Consider the following 19,309-nt stretch of genomic DNA (forward strand, 5'->3'; position numbering starts at 1 on the left):
CGCACTCCCCCGCTAAAACTCATTCCGAAATTACTGAAGCAGCTTCAGTACAGCGGAAGGCAGTTGGTTGGCTTGAGCCAGAACAGAGGTCGAAGCCTGTTGCAGGGTTTGCTGCTTGGTCAGGTTAGCAGTCTCTGCGGCGAAGTCGGTATCTTGTACGCGACCTTGTGCAGCAGTGGTGTTCTCGGTGATGTTCTGCAAGTTCTGGATGGTGCTGGTCAGACGGTTTTGCGAAGCACCCAGGCTGGCACGAGTTGCACCGATTGCAGCGATAGCGGCGTCGATTGCAGTGATCGCGTTGTCGATGTTCTGCGAAGCAGAACCAGCGCCAGTACCGGTGGTACCGGTCAGAACTACAGTACCGCTGCCTACGGACAGGCTGACGGCGTCGAACTTGGAGCTCAGTACCAGGTCGATGTGGTTAGCCGAACCGGTGTTTGCGCCCACTTGCAGGGTCACAGTACCAGCCGAACCGTCCAGCAGGTTTTTGCCGTTCAGGTTGGTAGCAGCCGAGATACGGGTGATCTCGTCGGACATCTGAGCGAATTCAGCGTTGGTAGCGGTCTGGTCAGCAGTGCCGTTGGTACCGTTACGTGCTTTAACAGCCAGTTCACGCATACGCTGCAGAATGTCGGTCGAAGCTTGCAGAGCGCCTTCAGCGGTCTGGGCAACGGAGATACCGTCGTTGGCGTTCTGGATTGCCTGGGTGTTACCGCGGATCTGGGAAGACATACGGTTGGAGATCTGCAGGCCAGCGGCGTCGTCTTTAGCGCTGTTGATTTTCAGGCCGGAAGACAGGCGCTGCATCGAAGTCGACAGAGCGTCGGAAGCGCGGTTCAGGTTTTTCTGAACGTTCAACGACGTGGTGTTGGTGTTTACTGTTAAAGCCATGACGAATTCCTCGTTGGTTGGGTACTGCGGCTTCCGGCCCTGGCAACCGCCGGGTATGGCCTAGAGAACCTTCGTAATAGTTATCGTCGGGTTTGCAGGTTGCTTGAGGGCTTTTTTGAAAAAATTTGCCATCACCCTGCCACCCCCTAGAAAACAAAGACTTAGCAGCACTTTACCCTCGAAAAAATGACGTCATAAAACCGTCCATGGCGCAAACCTGCGGGCCAGCGCCTTCGCCCCTCGTCAGGCGGACGATTCTTCCAGCAATCGAATCAACTCGTACTCCATGAAATCGGCAAGTCCCAACCAGTCCTGACGCTCCTGGCACTCGAGCATCTGCGTGAGCAACTGCGCCCAGGCGTGCTGCTTCTGTACACCGGCCGACTGCAATGACCGCTGCGCGCCCTCGAATACATCGACCATGGTCAACGCGGCCTCGACGTCACGTCCCAAGCGGAACAGCCCGGCACACTGGTGGCACTCGTCTACCCAGCCTTTCAGTGCAGTCATTGCACAAACTCCTGATTGAACGCTGTACCGGCAATCTGCGCCCCCGCGCGGCTGCTGTTGAAGAACGCCACCTGCGGCTGACTGGCGATGTATCGCTCCAGCACGCACAGGTAACCGCGAAAATTGAGCTGGGTACTGACACGCTGGCCATATCCGTCACGCACCCAGTGCCGCGCCTGATTCACCGACGGCCCGAGGTCACCGTCATTCCAGCCGGCATGGGTTTTGTTCATAGGGAAGGCAAAATCGGCGCCGAACAGGGTGATGCGTGCAGCGCCCATCTTCACAGCCAGGTCCACGGCCGGGTGAATCACGCTGCCACCCACATGCAGCAGCGCCCTCGGGTGCTGCTCACGCAATGCCGCATAGACCGGACTTGCCGAGTAAGCGCCATAACGCTTGCCCTTCCAGGCCCTCAGCACCTGCGGGTCACTCATGGGCAGATACACCAGCGGGATGCCGTCGGATTCCTCGAAGGGCAAATGCCGGAAGCTGATGCGCTGATCGATACTCACCACATAGTCGGGCACGATCCCGTGTTCGCGCAGCGGCCGGTACGCGGTATCGACACAAATGAACAGCGGACGCTCCGCCCGCTCGCGAATCGCCGCCAGACGTTCGAAGTGCTGCTCAAGGGTCGGCCCGGTGCCGATCACGAAAATCTCCCGACCGGCACAGGTGCCGAACAGCGTCGCCACATCATCGTCAGCCAGCAATACCGGCAAGCAGTCCTGCAGACGCTGCTGAATGAACGGTGACTGCGGATCGAACTCGCGGTTGTTGAAGCTCAGATGCACTTCGCTGACCAGCCGATCACGGATCTTCGCGTTGAAGTCATCGGCCAGCAGCATCTCGGCAGGCAATGCGAAAAACGGTGTGCAGATGTCGGGCAGGTCGCTGGCGTACAGTAATTCGACTCGCGGATCCCGCAGCCACTCCCGCTGGTCGAGCAGTTGCAGCACCAAGGCGAACAGCGCGCCGTTGAGGATGTGCACATATAGCCGCTCAAGCCCGGAGCGTTCCAGCAGCACCGTGGGCAAATCCCCGAGTCCGGTGCCGTAGACATGCAGTTGCGGCTTGTCTGCCGGCAGGCTGGCAGCCTGAATCTGCGCTTCGCGGACACGGTCATGCCGACTGGTGAGCTGAATGCCGCCAACGCTCAGCGTCGAGCCCAGCCCCTGCGTCAGTTCGGCCTCGATTGCCGAACTGTCTTCGTTCAGCAATCGGGCGAACAGCGCCGGCCAGCGTCGTTCGATGACTTCAGCGTTGGCCTGGAAAAACTCACTCATGGCGCCTCGCGCTCCCTTCAGGCAAAAAAATAGCGTTCAAGGTTAACCCTTGAACGCTATTTTTGTATCCGCCGCTTTTAACCGATTCAAGGACGATAAATAATCGCCGAACCCCACGACAGACCGACGCCGAAACCACTGATCGCGATGCGGCTCCAGTCGGAATCCATCACGTGTTTTTCCAGCAGCAACGGCACACTGGACGACACGGTATTACCGGTCTCGACCATGTCCTTGATGAACTTCTCTGGCTCGCCTTCGAAGCGCCGCGCCACGGCATCGACAATCGCCGCACTGCCCTGGTGAATGCAGAAGGCGTCGATGTCATCGGCCTTCAGGCCGGAATCGTCAAGCAACTCATGCAAGTGCGCCGGGACTTTGAGCAGTGCGAAGTTGAATACCTGGCGGCCGTTCATGAAGAACACGCCATCGGTGACTTTCAGGTGCGGTGCGCCGGAACCGTCGGTGCCAAATTTGGCCTTGCCGAGTGCCCAGACCGGGTCTTCCCCCATCCAGGTCGCGGTAGCGGCATCGCCGAACAGCATGGTGGTGTTGCGGTCTTCCGGATCGACGATCTTCGAATACGGGTCGGCGGTGATCAACAGACCATTCTTCAGGCCGGCGGCTTCCATGAAGCCCTTGATCGCGTAGATGCCGTAAACGTAGCCGGAGCAACCCAAGGAAATATCGAACGCCGCGACATTGGTCGGCAGCCCGAGTTTGTCCTGGACGATGGCAGCGGTGTGCGGCAGGCCTTCTTCGTCACCGTTCTGGGTGACGACGATCAGCGCATCGATGGATTCACGTTTCAGTTCAGGGTTGTTGGCAAACAGCGCATTGGCCGCTTCAACGCACAGATCGGAGGTTTCCTGTTCCGCGTCTTTGCGTGGGAGGAAGGCCGAACCGATCTTGCCGAGGATGAATTCTTCATCCTTCTCGAATTTTGCACCTTGTGCGTAATTGTCCACGCCGGCTACAGGAACGTAGCTCGCAATGCTTTTTATGCCAATCATTACGGCTTCCCAATAATAAACAGCCCAATACCACCGCTCGCAAGGATTCGAGGGGCGCCGACAAACAGAAAACGGCCGCCACAACGGGCAGCCACGGGGAGCGCAAAGGGCTACCACTGGGACCGAAAAACGGGCCAGGCGCCATCTCCCCGGTCATTACAATACAGTGAAGATGCGCGTTATGACTCGCAGGTCACGCTATTTTGCCGAATCGGTGGCAGATTGGCTCATTCGACCAATGACCAGTCCAGCGGCGTACCGCGCTTGATCGGCTGGCGCGCACGGCGCCCGAGGACGGCATCGGTGTGCTTGGGCGGCAGACCGAGACCGGGCCGAATGGCACGCACATTGGCCGCCGTGAAGGGTTCACCGGCCGCCATATCGGCCGTGACGTAAAGCGACCGGCGGTAAACCAGCGATTTTTGCTCAGCCTCGGTGACGCCGTAATGCACCTGACCCATGGCCTGCCAGGCGCGCTCGGTTTCGACCACCAGACTGGCCAGTTCCGCCGGCTCCAGCGAGAAACTGGCGTCAACCCCGCCGGCCGCACGGTCGAGGGTGAAGTGTTTTTCTACCACCGTCGCACCGAGCGCCACCGCCGCCACCGACACGCCGACGCCCATCGAATGGTCTGACAGCCCGACCTCACAACCGAACAACTCACGCAGATGCGGGATCGTGCGCACGTTGCTGTTGGTCGGGGTCGCCGGGTAGGTGCTGGTGCACTTGAGCAGCACCAGATCCTTGCATCCCGCCTCACGGGCGGCGCGCACGGTTTCGTCGAGTTCGGCGAGGCTGGCCATGCCGGTGGAAATGATCAACGGTTTGCCAGTCGCTGCGACACGGCGGATCAACGGCAGATCGGTGTTCTCGAAACTGGCGATCTTGTAGGCCGGCACATCGAGGCTTTCGAGAAAGTCCACGGCGCTGTCATCGAACGGTGTCGAAAACGCAAGCATGCCCAGCTCTTTGGCCCGGGCGAAGATCGGCGCATGCCATTCCCATGGGGTGTGGGCCTTCTCATACAGGTCGTAGAGCGAAGTACCGGCCCACAGGCTGTTCGGATCCTTGATGAAGAACTCGCCTTCCGCCAGATCCAGGGTCATGGTATCGGCGGTGTAGGTTTGCAGCTTCAAGGCATGGGCACCGGCCTGTGCCGCCGCTTCGACAATCTGCAGGGCGACGTCCAGCGACTGGTTATGGTTGCCGCTCATTTCCGCGATGATGAACGGCGGTGCATCGGCACCGATCCGGCGGTTGCCGATCTTGAAACTGCTCATTGACGGGATTCCTTCAAAACCTTGGTGAACGCGCAGGCACTCTGGGTGAACCCGGCGTCACGAAAAACATTTATCGAGGGCTGATTGGCCGGTAAGACCTGGGCGGTGATGGCGGTCATCTGCGGCCAGTGTGCAGCCACAAAGGCTTCACCCTGCGCCAGCAGTGCCCGGCCCCAACCCAGACCAAAACGCCCCTCGAACAGATACAGCGAAACCTCTGCCTCAAAGCCGCGCAAATCGTAGCGCAGGACGCCGACCGGGCCGTCATCCGCCTCGGCCACCAGCAGCAACCGCTGAGGATTGCGCAGGCTCGCGCCCAGCCAGTTCACATGTTGCGTCCAGTCAATCGCCCCGCTGTCCAGCGACCAGCGGCGTACCACCTCGGCATTGCGTCCGTCGAACAGCAACTGCGCATCCTCCGGTGTCGCCAAGCGCAACTTGAGCACCGCGCCGGCCAGTGCCGCCGCCACACGCAGCGCACCGCGTCCGTCGACCAATTGCCGCGAACGCTCGGCCAGGCTCTGGCGCAGATAAAAGTTGCCCACGACAAAGCCGATCGCATCGCGCAGTTGCTCGACGCTGACCTGCTCCCGCGCGCCCATGAACACATGCGCCCCGGCCGCCGCCATCACCTCACCGTTGGCCTGCTGGTTGTTCGACACCGCAATGCAGATCGTCGGCAGGCCCAAGGCCGCGCGCTCCCAACTGGTGCCGCCGCCGGCGCCGATAAACAGGTCGGCCTCGGTCATGCGTCGATGAAAATCGCTGACGAAACTGTGCAGACGCCAGTGCGGCCGCGTTTCGGCCAGTGCCTGCATCTCTGCCCAGGCCGGGTTGTCGGCGCCGGCGACAAAATCCACTTCAAGCGCCGAAAAATCCGCCAGCGCCAGCATGGCGTGATGAGTCTGGCGTGCCGCATCGAAGCCGCCAAAATTCACCAGCACCCGGCGCGCCACCGGTTTGATCTCGATGGCCGGGCCACTGAATTCTTCGCGCAGCATGGCGAAGCGCGGGCCGAGCAGTGCTCGGCAACCGGCCGGCAGCAGCGGCTGATAATTTTCGCTGAGCCCGGAGAGGTTCTGATTGAGCAACAGGTCCACGCTGTAGCGGCGGGTCGCCAGATCATCGACGGCGGCGATCCGTGGTGCGAAGCGACGAGCTGCGGTCTGCCAGTGATGATCGAGGCCGTAATGATCGGCGATGACCCAGTCAAATCCGGGCTGCCCTTCCAGCTGCGTCGCCAGTGCATCGATATCCGCTTGCCACGGCAGCATCGACTCGATGGCCTGCTCCGGGTCTTCACCGGCATAGCGATCCGGCAACGCGAAGGTCTCGAAGCCTTCGCTTTGCAACGCATCAAGCCGATGCCCCGGCAAACGACGACAGGCGAACGCAACGTGACTGCCTTGCGTGCGCAGTACTCGCGCCAGTGTCAGGCACCGGGCGATGTGGCCACTGCCGATGGTCGGCGAGGCGTCGGCGCGGATCAGCACTCTCATTGCAGTTCTCCACCAGCCTTGAGGGCGGCGTAAAGGTACTCGGCGCGCTTCCAGTCTTCGGCGGTATCGATGTCCTGCACCAGATGGCGTGGCAGGATCACCGGCAGACTGGCCGGCGAATACAACACCTCGCCACCCAGCCAGGCCTCACTACGGCCCCAATAGAACTGGCCGGCATCTTGAAAGGCAGCCGGCAGATCCTGCGAACGGGTATTGCGAAACTCGGGATACAACGCCGTCAGCGCGCCCTGCCCGTCGAGGGTCAAGGCGCGCTGCACCGGAAAGCCGAAATCGGTGACTGAAAAAGCAAAGGACTTGTCCGGATGCTGCGCCAGCAATTCCAGTCCCTGACGCAGAAACCGTGCCTGCAACAGCGGCGCCGTGGCGTACACACAGCAGGCGTATTCGAAGGCCGGCAGTTGCTGCAAGGCATGCACGATGACCGCCGCAGTGCCGGTGAAATCATCGGCCAGTTCCGCCGGACGCATGAACGGCACCTGAGCACCATTGGCCCGCGCCACGTCTGCGATTTCCGGGTCGTCGGTGCTGACCACCACTTGCTCGAACAACCCTGAATCGAGGGCCGTACGAATCGAACGGACAATCATCGGCACACCGTCGAACGGCGCAAGATTCTTGCGTGGAATGCGTTTGCTGCCCCCGCGGGCCGGGATGATTGCGACGTTGTTCAAGGACGTTTGTCCAGCAGGAACCAGGTGATGTCGTCCACCGGAAATTGCGGATCGCGGTGATAACCGAAGCCGTAATCCAGCAGTTGCAGATCGGGATAGCGATCGAGCAGTTCCCCGGCGAAGTCGCGCTTGAACAGCTTGCCGCTGTTGCCGCGATAGGACACTTCCACCGGCGACGGATTGTAGTATTCGGCGATCAGGATGTAGCGCGAACTCAGCTCGTACAACTGCGCATAAGCGGTCGGCAACAGCTCCGGCGCCAGATGGATCAGCACGCCTTTGCTCAGGGTCAGGTCGTATTGGCGCTCACGGGGAAAGTCGAACAGCGAACCGTGCCAGATGTTCGCAATCTCCAGCGCACACGCCTGAGCGCAGGCACTGGCATTGATCTCGACCCCGAACAGCTCGCAACGCGGCAGCAACTGACGCAGCGCCTGCAAGTTGTTGCCGGCATTGGTGCCCAGCTCCAGCAGGCTGTCGATCCGCCCGGCCCGGGTCAGCGCCTTGGCGAACAACGCCAGATTGGCCGCCACCAGTGGCTGACCGATATTGCGATCCACGTACTGGTTACCGAATTCGCCCTGCCAGAATTGTTCCTGCTCGCTCAGATCACGCATCACCGTTTTCCGTTCACCGCCGCGGCGGCAATCATTCGGTCAACCGACGCAATTGCTCGACCACGTAGTCCTGCTGCTGATCGCTCAGCAGCGGGAACAGCGGCAGGCTGATCGCTTCGGCGTAATAACGCTCGGCCTCGGGGAAGTCACCCTCGGCAAAACCCAGATCACGATAGTACGGCTGCAAATGCAGCGGAATGTAGTGCAGGTTCACGCCGATGCCAACGGCGCGCAAGCCTTCGAATACCTGACGGTGGCTGAGGCTGATGCGTTCGGTCTGCAAACGCACCACGTAAAGATGCCAGGCCGACTCGGCGTCCGGCTGGGGGCTCGGCACGGTAACCGGCAGGTAAGCCAGCAAGCGATCGTAACGCGCGGCCAACTCCCTGCGACGGGCGATGAACCCGTCCAGTTTGCCTAGCTGTGACAGGCCCAGCGCGGCTTGCAGATCGGTGATCCGGTAATTGAACCCCAGCTCGACCTGCTGGTAGTACCACGGGCCGTGACTGGGTTCGGTCATCTGTTGCGGATCGCGGGTCATACTGTGACTGCGCAGGCGTTGCAGGCGCTCGGCCAGTTCCGGGCGATTGGTCAGCACCATACCGCCTTCGCCGCTGGTGATGATCTTTACCGGGTGGAAACTGAACACGGTCATCGCGGCAAACTCACCGCAACCCACCGGTCGTCCGGCATAACTGGCGCCGACCGCGTGGGAGGCGTCTTCGATGACCGTGAAGTTGTAGCGTTCGGCCAGTTCGGCAATTCGCCGCATGTCGCAGCTCTGCCCGGAGAACGCCACTGCCACCAGCACTTTGGGCAGCGTGCCGTCGCGTTCGGCCGCATCGAGTTTGCTCGCCAGGACTTCGGCATCGAGGTTCCAGGTCAGCGGATCGATGTCGACGAAATCAACGTCGGCACCGCAATAACGGCCGCAGTTGGCCGACGCGAGAAAGGTGTTCGGCGTGGTCCACAAGCGGTCGCCCGCGCCGAGCCCTGCCGCCAGACAGGCAATGTGCAGCGCCGCCGTGGCGTTGCACACCGCCACGGCAAAGTCGGCCTGACAACGCTCGGCCATCGCCTGCTCGAAGCGTTCGATGGTCGGCCCCTGGGTCAACCAGTCGGACTGCAACACCTCGAGCACTGCGTCGATGTCCGCCTGGTCGAGGCTCTGCCGACCGTAGGGAATCATACCGACAGCTTCGCGTGCAGGTCGGCGATCTGACCCACCGAGAGGAAGTGCGGGTTGGTGTCGGAGCGGTATTCGAAATCTTCGCCGACCGGCACGCCACGCTCACCAAGTTTGTCCTCGGCAAAATCCACGTCGACGCTGGTGAAGCGAATCGACGGCTGGATCGTGTAGTGGTCGGCAAATTCCAGGGTCATCCGCGCATCGTCCAGCGGCACCATCAACTCGTGCAGCTTCTCGCCCGGACGAATGCCGACGTTCTTGTGCGGCAGATGCTCGGCCATGCCACGCGCCAGATCGACCACGCGAATCGACGGGATCTTCGGCACGAACACTTCGCCGCCGTGCATCCGCGCAAAGCTGTCGAGCACGAACTGCACGCCGTGATCGAGGGTGATCCAGAAGCGGGTCATGCGCTCATCGGTGATCGGCAGCTCAGTCGCACCGTCAGCGATCAGCTTGCTGAAAAACGGCACCACTGACCCGCGCGAACCGGCGACGTTGCCGTAGCGCACCACGGCAAAACGTGTCTGCTGTTCGCCGGCGATATTGTTGGCCGCGACGAACAACTTGTCCGACAGCAACTTGGTGGCGCCGTACAGGTTGATCGGGCTTGCGGCCTTGTCGGTGGACAGCGCGACGACTTTCTTTACCCCGTTGTCGATGGCGGCAGCGATGATGTTTTCCGCGCCGTTGACGTTAGTGCGGATGCATTCGGTCGGGTTGTATTCCGCTGCCGGCACTTGCTTCAAAGCTGCGGCATGCACCACGTAATCGATGCCGCGCATGGCCTGGCGCAGACGGTCGGCGTCGCGCACATCGCCGAGGAAGTAGCGCATGCACGGCGCATTGAACGTCTGCTGCATTTCGTATTGCTTGAGTTCATCCCGGGAGAACACCACCACGCGCTTGGGCTGGTATTGCTCGAGCAGGCGCGCAATGAATTTGCGCCCGAACGAGCCGGTGCCGCCGGAGATGAAAATCGATTTTCCGTTGAACATGTCTTGAGTTCCGTTCCTTGTCCGCCAGACCTAGGCGATCAACTGCGCCCAATTGAGCGAAGCGCTGTCGTTCAGCACAAAGCCTTTGCCAGTCAGGCTCAGGTTGGCGTTGTACGCCTGATCCTGGGCGAACGCCGCCGCCCATTTTTCCTGCAACGCAGCCAGTGCCTGATCAGCCTGGGCGATATCGCCCTGATGGATGACTTGCACCGATGGCGTCCAGACCGTCAGATAGCCGGCCTGGCCGGCCTTCAGGCACAGGTCGACATCGCTGAAGCCAGCAGCGAACGTGCTGTCGTCCAGACCGCCCAGCGCCTCGAACAGCTCCTTGCGCACCATCAGGCATACGCTCGAAACCGCCGAGTAGTTCTGGTCCACGGACAACCGGTACAGGTAGCCTTCGGCGTCGTGTTTCTCGCCGATGAATGCAGAGCCGACCCCACCGTTCATGCCCAGGATCAGGCCGGCCTGGCTGATCTTGCCGTCGCGATTGACCAGTTTGGGGCCGACCACACCGATTTCCGGGCGCAGGGCATGGTTGAGCAACGAGTCCAGCCAGTTCGGATTGACCACTTCCGCATCCGCCGCCAACAGCACCAGAAATTCGCCCTGAGCCTGCTGGCTGGCCGCGTTGCACAGCGCAGCCGTGCTGAGTGATTGATCGGCACGCAGCACGCTGACTTTCGGGTGCTGATAAGTCCCGAGCCAGTCATTGACCTCGGCCGATTGCGAAGCCGTGGTTGCTATCAGGATTTCGTACTTGTGATAGCGGGTGCGCAACAGTACGCCTTCCAGGCAGCGTTGCAGAGCAGACAGATCGTCCCCGGCCGGGATAACGATCGAAACCAGAGGGCGATCGCTATGGTGATAATCGATCTGGTAGAGCCCCGGCACCGCCGACGTGACCTTGGCCTTGTAACCGCGATTGCCCAGATGACGCAGCAATGCCAGACGCTCATGCGGATTCTCTTCCAGCTCCGGCGCCTGTGTGATCAGCAGCGGCTCATCGAGGTGCGCCAGGCTGTTCAGGCCACCCTGTTCAATAATGCGCAGCAGCAGATCGAACTCCAGCGCCTTGCTGAAATCGGCGCGGTAGCCGTCAACTTCCAGCAATACTTCACGCCGGATCAACCAGTGCCGCGCCATCAGGCCTGGCAGGCTCAGCAACAGGTCGAGATTGAAGCCTGGACGGAACACATCCATCAGCGCACCGTTTTCCCGGCGCTGAATCTCGTCCGTGGAAACAGCGCTGATACCACCGGCGTTCATCAGCTCCAGACTGGCGCGCAACAGGCCGCCGGCAGTGAACTCATCTCCCGCCTCAGCCAGCAGCAACCAGTCGCAAGGCGACTGACGAGCACTCTGGTTGAGCTTGTCGACGAGATTGTCGGGCGTCACGCGGACAAAGTGCAGGGTGTTCTGCGCAGTGGTCGCCGCCGGTGCTTCACCGGTGGTGAACACGACAATGCGGAACGCCTTGCATTGACCTTCGAGCAGGCTGTCGAGGCTGACCTGCAGCTTGTCGATGTCGTCATCCATATCCAGCAGGAAGATGGCGAACTGCGGGCCACCACCGTTCACGGCCAGATGTTCGGCAATCGCTTCGATCTGCCCCGCATCGGCTTGACGCGTCTCCAGCCACTTCAGCAGACGGCCGGACTGCATCTGGTCGAACACCTGATGGTGATCGGCGACAGTCAACGTTTCCAGACGTGCGATCCAGTCACGCATCGTCTGCGCTTGCTCATCCTCACCAGACAGCTCCAGTTGCTCGGCCAGGCGCTTGGCTACGGTGCGGTTGAACGCATTGAGGTCATGGGCCTGCCACAGGCGGTCGAGCACGCTTGCCGGCGTATCGTTGTTGCGCGCCTGGATCAGGTGCGCCTGACGCGTCCACACGCCCTCGAGTTTCTCCAGTTGAATACGCCCTGCCGGCATCGCGTGCAGCATGAATTCGAACTGTTCGAGGCGATCGAAGAAAGCCTGGTTGTAGAACGGCATTTCGACGTACTGCAGGGGGCCGAAGCGGCGGTCCGGGCGCTTGAGTTCATGGTTCCAGGTCGACTGAATAATCAGCTCCGCCGTCAGAGCGCGGCCGCTTTGCAGACTGTCGACCATCGCCTCGAAACTTTGCAGGGCAAACGCCTTGCCCTGCTCTGCATTCAAGTCCTTGATACCGGTCGGCAGACCCGCCAGGAATTCGGCAAAGGCTTCGCGTTCGGCCACGGATTTGGCATCGATATAGGTCAGCGAGTGGTAGACCTCGGTGCTGTGCTCGGAGTTGCCATAGTTGATCTCACGCACCACATACGGGATCGGCAGGATCCGTGCCTTGGCACTGGCCAGCAGGAAGTACACGTGGCCGATCTCCTGCCACTGGAAGCTGGTGCCCGGCGGCAATGCCGAATGCCAGGTTTTCATCAGGTCGGTACGGGTCACCGCGTAGAACGGCGGGATGTACTGACTCATGTAGTCGACGACGCGGTCCTGCGCCCGCTCGGACGCATAGTCCTCCTGCACTTTCTTGTCGCGGCGGTAGTAGCTCACGCCACCGCCCAGCGTCAGGTACATCATGCAGTAGCCGTGGCACATGCCGTAATCCGGATTCGCCTGCAGGAAGCCCACCGACTCGGCCAGCGAGTCGTGCAGGATGAAGTCGTCGTCGGCTGCCAGCACCATGTACGGCGTGGTCAGTTGCTCCACGCCATAGGCCAGCTTGGCCTGCATGCCCCAGTAGGCGAACTGCGGCACGTGGTGGTAATCGACTGCGCAGAAGTCGCCTTCCGGCCGCTCGGCCGTGGAGTCCAGCACCATGATTCTGCAGGGCAAGCTGCTGTAATACTTCACCGCCCGACGCAGGAACGCCGGACGATTGTGCGTAATCAGCACCACGGTCAACAGCTCGTTGAGCGGTAGCGTCAATTCAGAACTGAACTTGCCTTGCATAACTTTCTCCACAACCGGCGATCCGCCGAGACAACGCTTGGGTGATGTTGCGAATTAACGAACGCGACGCAGATAGCCGTCCGGCGCCACGGTGATCAGCAGCTTGTTCTGCAGCTGAACGTCGATCTCAAAATCCTTGTTCTCTTCCAGGTATTTCCACACGGCGGTCTTCGGGTTGTCGCCCGGGCCCCATGGACGATCCGGGAAGAAATCGGCCGGCATGTCTTCAACCACGGTGTCCATCACCACGCAGTAGCTGTCGACCGAAACCAGTGGCGCGTAGAGGCGCAGCTCTTCGAGCACGTGGTCGTGGGTGTGGTTGGAATCGAGCACCAGAATGACTTTCTTGCCTTCGGCGGCAGCGCGAACCTGGGCGGCGATGGCCGGGTCGATGCTCGAACCTTCGATCATCTTGATGCGCTTGCTCATCGGGTGGCTTTCGATGGCTTCACGGTTGTGCGCACGGATGTCCAGATCAATGCCCAGCACTTCGCCGTGACCTTGCAGCTCCAGCAGGGAGGCGTAGTAGATGATCGAACCGCCGTGGGCGATGCCGCACTCGATGACCAGATCCGGCTTCACCTGCCAGATGATTTCCTGCATGGCCATCATGTCTTGCGGCAGCTGGATGATCGGACGGCCCATCCACGAGAAGTGGTAGCTGTACTTGTGCTTGGCCGATTCGTTGAAGAAATCACGGGCCAGGCCGGTGAGTTTCTGGTCGTCACCCTGCTGGGCGATCTGCTCGCGGCATTCGGCTTCGAAAGCTTCGTTGATGCTGTTGTCGGTCATTTTCAAAATCTCAAGGGTCACTGGAACGAAGCGCTGTCGACGGCGTGATAGACGTAACGTCCACCGGTCATCCGCTTGATCTCTTCGAGGTAATTGGAATTCATCACAAACAGGTTGGCGCCCTCGGGCAAGGCGTCCATCGCCTCTTGCGGCGAGGATACCCGGGCGCCGCTCAGGGGCAGGTAACGCCCCTGCTTGGCCGGGTTGATATCGACCACGCGATCCACCGCCACGCCGGCGCGTTGCAGGAACAGCGAATAGATCACGCCTTTGGACGAGGCGCCCCAGATCGCCGAACCCTGCCCGGGTGCGCCCTGGATGATTTGCACCGCGCGCTTGAGGCTGGCGGTGAAATCGTCCGGCAACGCCAGGCGTGGCACCGGTTGTTCCGGGGTCAGGCGCAACGTGGCAAGGTCAGCAACGATGTACAGGTATTGGCCACCGAACAGGTGACCGGCCTCATGCACCGTGCCGAACATCCGGCGCAGGTCATCGAGGCGGAAGTAATTGACGTGCTCGTAGAACAGGTCGAACCAGGCGCGGTGTTCGAGGATCCAGTCGAAGCACGGCACTTCGATGTAGATCTGCCCGCCGCCCTGATTGGCTTCGGCGATCACCGCCAGAAAGCCCAGCGGATCCTGGATGTGCTCCAGCACATGGCGCAGCACGATGGCGTCCGCCGCAAGGCCCAGGCCTCGGGTGAACGGGGCCTTGATCACGTCGGCGTTCTCGCCTTCGTAGGCCGGGTCGATGCCGGTGATGTGGTAACCCAGGCCCTTGAGCAGCTCCAGGAAATAACCTTTGCCGCAGCCGACTTCGATCAGTTCCTGGCCCTTGAAGTGCCGGGCGATGATGCCTTCGACATCGCTCAGGTGTTTCTGGAACTGGCCGGAATGCGCCTGCTCGTTCTGGTAATCAGCGTCATAGCTGAGCTTGTCGGCGTCGAACGCCGCATTGAAGATCAGACCGCTGCGTTCATCCTGCACCAGCAACATGTCGGCGCTGGCCGAGGCCTTCGCCGATTCGGGATCGGCAAAGGTGCGGTTCTGCAGCACCGGCAGGTCGGTGACCCGATACAACTCGTGCCTCATTGCAGCTCTCCCAATAACTGTTGCAAGCGCTCGGTCACCGCCCAGAACGCCAGCGGTTCGTGGGTCGGATACGGGTAGTGGCCGAGGTTCAGGCCGATGGTCGCGCCGCGCTCACGCACGCGCTGTTCGACCAGCGCCCGCACCGAAACCGGCTGGCCGCTGGCGCAGTTGATCGTGCCGTCGAAATCTCGTTGTTGCAGGATCGCGGCGAGGTGATTCGCAGCTGTCCGGATCGGCAGAAAATCTCGCAACTGCTCGCCCGCCGACATGTTGAACGTCGCATCGCCGGCATCGATGGCCCGGTCCAGCGCCGCCAACAGACTGTTGGGGTTCTGCCCTTCACCGTGCAGGTAGAACAGCCGTACCCATTGCAGGGTGAACGGATGCTCCTGCTGCATACTTTGCAAAAACAGGTGCAGGGTGTGCTTGGCCAGACCGTAGGGATTGGCCGGCTGCGCGTCGTTCTGTTCGCTCAACGGACCGCTCTGCATGCCGTACTCGAAGCACGTGCCGGTCACCAGCACCTGTTTCACGCCCGCCTCTACCGCGCCTTTGATGAAGCGGTAGTCGGCCATCAGGTTGTGCTCGAAATGAAACAGCGCCCGATAGTTCGGCAACCCCGGCCAGGCCAGGTGCGCGAGTGCATCGACGCCCTCGGTCAGCGCCGCGACATTCAGATCCGCCGCGTGAATATCCGCGCTCACGAACTCGACGTCCTTGATCCACGGCATGTCCGCGGCTTTCTGCGCGTCGCGTGAAACCGCCCGCACCGTGCAACCACGGGCCAGCAATGCCGCGACCAGATGACGACCGACGAAGCCCGTGGCCCCGGTGACCAGAACCTTCACAGCACGCTCAACTCAGGCACGGCGATCACGAAGCGGCCATCCCACTGACGCACCTGAGCCAGTTGCTGGCTGACTTCGTGAAGCAGGTTCCAGGGCAGTACCAGCACGTAATCCGGTTTTTCGATGTCGATCTGAGCCGGCGCGACGATCGGGATGCGGCTGCCCGGCAAAAACTTGCCCTGTTTGTGCGGGTTGGCATCGGCGACCCAGGCCAGCAGGTCCGGTTTGACCCCGGCGTAGTTGAGCAAGGTGTTGCCCTTGGCAGCGGCGCCGTAGCCGACCACACGTTTGCCGTCGGCCTTGGCCTGCAACAGGAAGCGCAGCAGATTGTGCTTGATGCGTTCGGCGGCCGGCGCCAGCGTGGCGTAGTACCCGGGGGTTTTCACACCCGCATCGAGTTCGGCCTGCAACTGCTGTTGCACGGCAGGCTGCACGGCGCGGCGTTCGCCGTCCTTGCGCTGGACGAACACCCGCAGCGATCCGCCATGGGTGGACAACTGGCTGACGTCAAACACTTCCAGACCATTGCGCTCGCACAGGGTCTGCACGGCGGTCAGGGACAGATAGGAATAGTGTTCGTGATACAGCGTGTCGAACTGCGCGCCAGCCATCAGCGTCAGCAGTTGCGGGAATTCGAAAGTGGCGACGCCGGTCGGTTTGAGCAGCGCGGCGAAACCACCGAGGAAATCGTTGATGTCCGGCACGTGGGCCAGCACATTGTTGGCGGCCATCAGGTCGGCGGCCCAGCCTTCGCTTTTCAGCTGGGCGGCGGTGTCGCGACCGAAGAACAGTTCACGGATCTCCAGGCCTTTTTCCCGTGCTGCCTGCGCGGTGCTGCGGGTCGGCTCGACGCCCAGGCACTTGATACCGCGAGCAGCCACGTACTGCAGCAAGTAGCCGTCATTGGCGGCGACCTCAACCACGCGGCTGTCGGCGGTCAGGCCGAAGCGCTCGACCATCTCGGCCACGTAGCGCTCGGCGTGAGCCAGCCAGGTGCTGGAGAACGAACTGAAGTAGGCATAATCGGCGTCGAACAGGCTGTCGGCGCTTGTGTAATCCTCGGTCTGCACCAGCCAGCATTGCTCGCAAACAGCGACCTTCAGCGGCACCCATTGCTCGGCCTGCTCGATTCGATCGGCGTGCACGTAGGCGTTGGACGGTGGCGAGGTGCCGAGATCGATCAGCGGCAGGCTCAGCGGTGCAGCGCACCCACGACAGTTCATAGACGCACTCCAGCAAAGTGTTGATCGAGCGCGGGATGGCTGGAATCCCGGGCTGACAAATTATTGACAGGCAACGGCCAGGCGATCGCCAGCCGTGGATCGTTCACCGACAGACCGCCCTCGTGCTCCGGCGCGTAATCGGCGCTGTGCAGATAAAGCAGTTCGGCGTCTTCGGTGAGGGTCTGGAAACCGTGGGCGAAGCCGGCGGGAATCAACAGGCTGCGACCGTCGCCGGCCTTCAGGTGCTCGGCGTGCCAGTGCAGGAAGGTTTCCGAGTCCGGGCGCAGATCCACCGCCACGTCCCACACCTCACCGCGCAGGCAGGTGATCAGTTTGGCTTCCGGCGCATTGGCATTCTGATAATGCAGACCGCGCACGCTGCCCTTTTCGCGGGTGCAGGAATGATTGATCTGTCGGATGTGAAACTCACTGCCGAATGCCTTCAGACTGCCTTCGCAGAACAGCCGGGCGAAGTGCCCGCGCTGATCTTCGAAGCGTTTGTGCTGAACGCTGAACAACCCGGCCAGGGGCAACGGTTTCAAGGAAAACTCGCTCACAGCGCGCCCCGGTACAGGTTCAGTTGGCCGAGAGTCACGGTGCGCATGTCGTCGCCGTTCTGCCACGCCAGGTGCCAGTCGAGGGTCTGGGTCAGGCATTGCTGCAACGTCCAGCGCGGTTGCCAGCCCAGCACCTGACGGGCGCGACTGCTGTCCAGACGCAGCAGGCCGGCTTCGTGCAGGTCACTCTTTTCGATACGCAGGCCGCGGGCCTGAGGCCAGCGGTTTGCAAGCAGTTCGACCACTTCGCCGACGCTGCACATGTCCGCTTCACCCGGGCCGAAGTTCCACGCGCCGGCGTACTCCGGGCCTTGTTCGTAGAGCCCGGCGGCCAGTTGCAGATAGCCGGCCAGCGGCTCCAGCGCGTGCTGCCACGGGCGCACGGCTTGCGGGTAACGCAGGGTCACCGGCTCGTCGGCCGACCAGGCTTTCAGTACATCGGGTATCAGCCGTTCAGGGGCAAAATCACCGCCGCCCAACACGTTGCCGGCGCGCGCAGTGGCCAGGGCCAGACCGTGCTCGGCGTACTTGTCGGCCGGGAAGAACGATGCCGCGTAAGACTGCGCCAGCAACTCGCAGCAGGCCTTGCTGCTGCTGTAAGGATCGTGGCCACCGAGGGCTTCGTCCTCGCGGTACGGCCACAGCCATTCCTTGTTGGCGTAGACCTTGTCGGTGGTCACCAGCACGCAGGCCCGCACGCAACCGACCTGACGAATCGCTTCGAGCAGATTCAAGGTGCCCATGACGTTGCTGGAATAAGTGCCGAGCGGATCACGATAGCCTTCGCGCACCAGCGGCTGGGCCGCCAGGTGCAGGACTATTTCCGGCTCGGTGTCGGCGATGATCTCGAGCAAGGCGCCCAGATCACGCAGGTCGCCGCGCTGATCATTGATGCCTTCGCTCACGCGCGCCAGTTCAAACAGGCTCGGCTCGGTCGACGGGTCGAGGGAAAAACCGCTGACGTGCGCGCCGAGGCTTTGCAGCCACAGGGTCAGCCAGCTGCCCTTGAAACCGGTGTGCCCGGTGACCAGAACCCGCTTGCCGCGCCAGAACTCAGGACTCAGGCCCATTGCTTCCATGGGGCCTCCCCGCTCTGCCACAGCGCTTCGAGATGGTTCTTGTCGCGCAGGGTGTCCATCGGGTGCCAGAAGCCTTCGTGCTCGAAGGCTTTCAGTTGTTCGTCCTGAGCCAGTCGAGCCAATGGCTCCGCTTCCCAGGTAGTTTCGTCGCCAACGATGTACGACAGCACTTTTGGCGACAGCACAAAGAAGCCGCCATTGATCCAGCCGCCGTCGCCGCGCGGTTTTTCGGTGAAGCCGAGGACCTGATCGCCCTGCCGCTCAAGGGCGCCGTAGCGGCCCGGCGGCTGCACGGCGGTGACGGTCGCCAGACGGCCATGAGCCTTGTGGTAGTCGACCAGTTGAGCAATGTTGATGTCGGAGACGCCGTCGCCGTAGGTGAAGCAGAACGCTTCTTCGTCCTTGAGGTAACGGCCGGCGCGCAGCAGACGACCACCGGTCATGGTTTCCTCGCCGGTGTCGATCAGGGTGACACTCCACGGCTCGCTGTAGTTCTGGTGAACGTCCATGCGGTTGTTGCGCATGTCGAACGTGACGTCGGAGGTGTGCAGGAAGTAGTTGGCGAAGAAGTCCTTGATCGCGTAGCCCTTGTAGCCGAGGCAGATCACGAAATCATGAATTCCGTGGGCGGAATACTGCTTCATGATGTGCCAGAGAATTGGCTTGCCGCCGATCTCGATCATTGGCTTGGGCTTGAGGTGCGACTCTTCACTGATGCGCGTGCCGAGGCCACCCGCCAAAATTACTGCCTTCATCGTCTCCCCTCTTCTACGTCACAGGGCTCGGCCTCGCTGT

18 protein-coding genes are annotated in these 19,309 nt (G+C 61.5%); all 18 read right to left on the reverse strand.

What is annotated here, in order from left to right; all coding sequences use genetic code 11:
* Positions 1-30: 30 nt before the first annotated feature.
* The 18 genes from ACTJK7_RS15710 to rfbF all read right to left on the reverse strand — a co-directional run bounded on the left by ACTJK7_RS15710 (position 31) and on the right by rfbF (position 19,269).
* Positions 31-891, reverse strand: coding sequence for a flagellin domain-containing protein (locus ACTJK7_RS15710; protein WP_007958307.1), 861 nt, complete (start codon positions 889-891; stop codon positions 31-33).
* A 243-nt stretch (positions 892-1,134) separates the two neighbouring features.
* The gene (locus tag ACTJK7_RS15715; protein WP_064378614.1) at positions 1,135-1,401 is read right to left on the reverse strand and encodes a hypothetical protein; all 267 of its coding nucleotides are present in this window, start codon (positions 1,399-1,401) and stop codon (positions 1,135-1,137) included.
* Positions 1,398-2,690: a motility associated factor glycosyltransferase family protein gene (locus ACTJK7_RS15720; protein WP_108560256.1), complete on the reverse strand. Its 1,293-nt coding sequence runs from the start codon at positions 2,688-2,690 to the stop codon at positions 1,398-1,400. Before ACTJK7_RS15720 ends, ACTJK7_RS15715 begins: the two co-directional genes overlap by 4 nt.
* Positions 2,691-2,776: 86 nt before the next feature.
* Positions 2,777-3,703 carry a ketoacyl-ACP synthase III gene (locus ACTJK7_RS15725; protein ID WP_007958310.1) on the reverse strand — a complete coding sequence of 309 codons (927 nt, stop codon included), beginning with the start codon at positions 3,701-3,703 and terminating at the stop codon, positions 2,777-2,779.
* A 227-nt stretch (positions 3,704-3,930) separates the two neighbouring features.
* Positions 3,931-4,983, reverse strand: coding sequence for a pseudaminic acid synthase (gene pseI / locus ACTJK7_RS15730; RefSeq protein WP_108560252.1), 1,053 nt, complete (start codon positions 4,981-4,983; stop codon positions 3,931-3,933).
* Positions 4,980-6,482, reverse strand: a complete 1,503-nt coding sequence (gene pseG / locus ACTJK7_RS15735; RefSeq protein WP_108560250.1) for a UDP-2,4-diacetamido-2,4,6-trideoxy-beta-L-altropyranose hydrolase — start codon at positions 6,480-6,482, stop codon at positions 4,980-4,982. Before pseG ends, pseI begins: the two co-directional genes overlap by 4 nt.
* Positions 6,479-7,174: a pseudaminic acid cytidylyltransferase gene (pseF, locus tag ACTJK7_RS15740; protein WP_108560248.1), complete on the reverse strand. Its 696-nt coding sequence runs from the start codon at positions 7,172-7,174 to the stop codon at positions 6,479-6,481. The genes pseG and pseF overlap by 4 nt, the downstream gene beginning before the upstream one ends.
* The gene (locus ACTJK7_RS15745) at positions 7,171-7,791 is read right to left on the reverse strand and encodes a pseudaminic acid biosynthesis-associated methylase (RefSeq protein ID WP_108560246.1); all 621 of its coding nucleotides are present in this window, start codon (positions 7,789-7,791) and stop codon (positions 7,171-7,173) included. Before ACTJK7_RS15745 ends, pseF begins: the two co-directional genes overlap by 4 nt.
* Before the next feature lie 31 nt (positions 7,792-7,822).
* Positions 7,823-8,980 (reverse strand): UDP-4-amino-4,6-dideoxy-N-acetyl-beta-L-altrosamine transaminase, encoded by a 1,158-nt coding sequence (pseC, locus tag ACTJK7_RS15750; RefSeq protein WP_440780648.1) that lies wholly within the window; start codon positions 8,978-8,980, stop codon positions 7,823-7,825.
* The gene (pseB, locus tag ACTJK7_RS15755; RefSeq protein WP_064594325.1) at positions 8,977-9,978 is read right to left on the reverse strand and encodes a UDP-N-acetylglucosamine 4,6-dehydratase (inverting); all 1,002 of its coding nucleotides are present in this window, start codon (positions 9,976-9,978) and stop codon (positions 8,977-8,979) included. The genes pseC and pseB overlap by 4 nt, the downstream gene beginning before the upstream one ends.
* Positions 9,979-10,008: 30 nt before the next feature.
* On the reverse strand, positions 10,009-12,924 hold the full coding sequence (locus tag ACTJK7_RS15760; RefSeq protein ID WP_236196597.1) for a TIGR00180 family glycosyltransferase: 2,916 nt from the start codon (positions 12,922-12,924) through the stop codon (positions 10,009-10,011).
* 54 nt (positions 12,925-12,978) lie between these two features.
* On the reverse strand, positions 12,979-13,716 hold the full coding sequence (locus ACTJK7_RS15765) for a cephalosporin hydroxylase family protein (RefSeq protein ID WP_323150873.1): 738 nt from the start codon (positions 13,714-13,716) through the stop codon (positions 12,979-12,981).
* Between the two features lie 17 nt (positions 13,717-13,733).
* Positions 13,734-14,807, reverse strand: coding sequence for a class I SAM-dependent methyltransferase (locus ACTJK7_RS15770; protein WP_108560240.1), 1,074 nt, complete (start codon positions 14,805-14,807; stop codon positions 13,734-13,736).
* A complete protein-coding gene (locus tag ACTJK7_RS15775) occupies positions 14,804-15,655 on the reverse strand; it encodes an NAD-dependent epimerase/dehydratase family protein (protein ID WP_323150872.1) in 852 nt (283 codons plus the stop codon). Before ACTJK7_RS15775 ends, ACTJK7_RS15770 begins: the two co-directional genes overlap by 4 nt.
* Entirely contained in the window at positions 15,652-16,878 is a 1,227-nt protein-coding gene (locus ACTJK7_RS15780) for a class I SAM-dependent methyltransferase (RefSeq protein WP_323150871.1), read from the reverse strand. Before ACTJK7_RS15780 ends, ACTJK7_RS15775 begins: the two co-directional genes overlap by 4 nt.
* Positions 16,875-17,435: a dTDP-4-dehydrorhamnose 3,5-epimerase gene (rfbC, locus tag ACTJK7_RS15785; protein ID WP_007958330.1), complete on the reverse strand. Its 561-nt coding sequence runs from the start codon at positions 17,433-17,435 to the stop codon at positions 16,875-16,877. The genes ACTJK7_RS15780 and rfbC overlap by 4 nt, the downstream gene beginning before the upstream one ends.
* The gene (gene rfbG / locus ACTJK7_RS15790; RefSeq protein ID WP_221615213.1) at positions 17,432-18,514 is read right to left on the reverse strand and encodes a CDP-glucose 4,6-dehydratase; all 1,083 of its coding nucleotides are present in this window, start codon (positions 18,512-18,514) and stop codon (positions 17,432-17,434) included. Before rfbG ends, rfbC begins: the two co-directional genes overlap by 4 nt.
* The gene (gene rfbF / locus ACTJK7_RS15795; RefSeq protein WP_440780647.1) at positions 18,496-19,269 is read right to left on the reverse strand and encodes a glucose-1-phosphate cytidylyltransferase; all 774 of its coding nucleotides are present in this window, start codon (positions 19,267-19,269) and stop codon (positions 18,496-18,498) included. The genes rfbG and rfbF overlap by 19 nt, the downstream gene beginning before the upstream one ends.
* Positions 19,270-19,309: the final 40 nt, after the last annotated feature.

It is taken from the genome of Pseudomonas sp. 22085 (assembly GCF_052045815.1).
GTDB classification, from domain to species: Bacteria; Pseudomonadota; Gammaproteobacteria; order Pseudomonadales; family Pseudomonadaceae; genus Aquipseudomonas; species Aquipseudomonas glycinae.